The 2,069-nt window shown below is 36.0% G+C and carries 2 protein-coding genes and 1 rRNA gene; 2 read left to right on the top strand and 1 reads right to left on the bottom strand.

Annotated elements, in window-relative coordinates:
- Positions 1 to 8: 8 nt before the first annotated feature.
- Together PKV21_09185 and PKV21_09180 are read left to right on the top strand one after the other, a co-directional pair.
- Positions 9 to 155 carry a cation transporter dimerization domain-containing protein gene (locus PKV21_09185; protein HOM27657.1) on the top strand — a complete coding sequence of 49 codons (147 nt, stop codon included), beginning with the start codon at positions 9 to 11 and terminating at the stop codon, positions 153 to 155.
- 13 nt (positions 156 to 168) lie between these two features.
- Entirely contained in the window at positions 169 to 1,695 is a 1,527-nt protein-coding gene (locus PKV21_09180) for an ADP-ribosylglycohydrolase family protein (protein ID HOM27656.1), read from the top strand.
- A gap of 27 nt (positions 1,696 to 1,722) precedes the next feature.
- Here PKV21_09180 and PKV21_09175 read toward each other — a convergent pair.
- Positions 1,723 to 2,069 (bottom strand): 23S ribosomal RNA (locus PKV21_09175); the annotation flags it as partial.

Raw genomic sequence — 2,069 nt, 5'->3', positions numbered from 1 at the left:
AAAAAGTTATATCCTTACATATTGAAGTTAAAAAAAATCTTACTTTGAAACAGGCACACGATATAGCACTCAAAATTCAGGACAGGATAAAAGAGAAGATAGAGAATTCAGATGTTTCAGTTCATATAGACCCTATAGGCGAAAGAGAGGACTAAAAAGGAGAAAACTATGGAAAAAATAATGTTGAATAAGGAATTGTATAAAGATAAGGTGAAAGGATGCTGGATTGGAAAAAATATAGGAGGAACACTTGGAGCACCATTTGAAGGAGAAAAATTTACACATAATTTGAGTTACTACCATAAGGAAAGTATAAAAAGATGGTTAAAAAATGTAAAAGCATGGTGGGAAAAATCAAACTATAAACTTGAAATAAATGCTGAAAACTTTAATTTTGACCAGCCACTTCCAAATGATGACCTTGATTTCCAACTTGTATGGCTTAAAATGCTTGAAGAAAAAGGTGTAAATCCAAAATTAAATGACTTTGCAGAATTCTGGAAAAGATATCTTTACAGGCACTGGTATTCTGAATACAGTTGGTGTCTTTACAATTTAAAAAGAGGATTAAAACCACCAATTTCAGGAGCATTTCAGAATTACTTTATTGATGAAATGGGTTCTCCAATAAGAAGTGAAATATGGGCATGTGTTGCTCCAGGAAATCCACAACTTGCGGCGTTTTTTGCATGGATGGACTCTGCACTTGACCATGCTGGGGGCGAAGGTACATATGGAGAAATGTTCTGGGCTGCTGTTGAAAGTGCTGCTTTTGTTATTGATGACCCATTTACTTTAATTAACATAGGACTTTCTATGATTCCTGTTTCATCTCATATAGGAAGATGTATAAGGGAAGCGGTAAGGTGTTATAAAGAAAAACTTGAATGGGGACAGGCACGTGAAAGGATAGCAACGATTTTCGGGCATCATAATGCCTGTAATGCAATCCCAAATCATGGTTTCATTATAATAGGATGGCTTTATGGAAATGACTTTGGAGACAAATTATGTAAAGCAGTAAATTGTGGTTATGATACAGACTGTACAGGTGCAACTCTGGGTTCTCTTCTTGGTATTTTAAATGGTTTCTCCAAAATACCTGAAGAATGGAAAAAACCTGTCGGTGATTCAATAACACCTGTTCCTTTAACAATTACAGACGGTCTTCCATTAACAATAACAGAATTAACTGAAAGAACTGTTAAAATTGCGGAAAAAATGATAGAGGAAAATTCAGATACTGTTGAATTTGCAGATAAAAAATTTTTACCTGAAAACTCCCTTTCTCTTTTATTTGACAATGAGAAAGTGAGAAATTTACTAACTTTTGATATTCACTCATCTGTTGAAAATATAGGTGATTTAGAAGTTGTCTTTCACTATGGAGGAGAACCGGTGATTTATCCAGAAATTGAAAAACTCTTTGAAATTTCTCTTGGGAAAAATTTTAAACCTGTAAAATTTGAAAATATAGAAATTAAAATTAAAACTCCAAATGACTGGCTTATATCAGATACCAGAAAGGAAAATGAAAGTTTGAAATTTAAGGTATATGCGAAAAAAGTAGAAAAAATAAATGTTATTGAAGTTGAAATAAAAATTAAAAATAAATTAGAAAAATTAAACTTTACAATTCTTGGTCCAGATGGAATTGTAGAAGTTCCAGCATCAACTTCTGCACCAAAAGAATAAACTAAAAAAATTTTAAAAAATGAATTTATGGCCAAGCCAATCGGTCTATTAGTACCCTTCCGCTTAAACCCTTACGGGTCTTACACGCAGGGCCTATCAACCAGGTAGTCTACCTGGGACCTTATCTACCAGATTGCTCTGGTAGAGGGAGACCTAATCTTGGGGCGCGCTTCCCGCTTAGATGCTTTCAGCGGTTATCGCTTACGGACATGACTACCCAGCGATTACTCCTGGCGGAATAGCTGGTACATCAGAGGTCCGCCCAGCCCGGTCCTCTCGTACTAGGGCCAGCTCCCCTTCAAGTCTCCTACGCCTGTGGCAGATAGAGACCGAACTGTCTCACGACGTTCTGAACCCAGCTCACGTACCGCTTT

This window comes from bacterium (genome assembly GCA_035371905.1).
Taxonomy (GTDB): domain Bacteria; phylum Ratteibacteria; class UBA8468; order B48-G9; family JAFGKM01; genus JAMWDI01.
This window is presented reverse-complemented; position numbering and strand designations above follow the sequence as displayed.

What these genes read in the sequence shown, in the direction of transcription:
- PKV21_09180 (HOM27656.1), top strand. Translation starts at nt 169, where the DNA reads ATGGAAAAAATAATGTTGAATAAGGAATTGTATAAAGATAAGGTGAAA.